Raw genomic sequence first — 214 nt, forward strand, 5'->3', positions numbered from 1 at the left:
ACGGCGGCAAGAACGACAAGTGGGACAACGACAAGTGGGGCGGCTACGGCGGCAAGAACGACAAGTACGAGGACAAGTGGGGCTGCCACGAAAACAAGTCCGACCACTACGACAACAATAAGTACGACGACGACAAGTACGGCTGCGACGACAAGTACGACTCGAACGACAAGTGGAACGACGACAAGTGGGACTCCGGTTACGGCGGCAAGAA

Annotated in this window: 1 pseudogene; it reads left to right on the forward strand. The window is 56.5% G+C overall.

Going from position 1 to position 214, the window contains the following annotated elements:
• Positions 1-214: pseudogene (locus TOK_RS27945) on the forward strand (hypothetical protein); the annotation flags it as partial.

Source organism: Pseudonocardia sp. N23 (assembly GCF_002583555.1).
In the GTDB taxonomy this organism is placed as follows: Bacteria; Actinomycetota; Actinomycetes; order Mycobacteriales; family Pseudonocardiaceae; genus Pseudonocardia.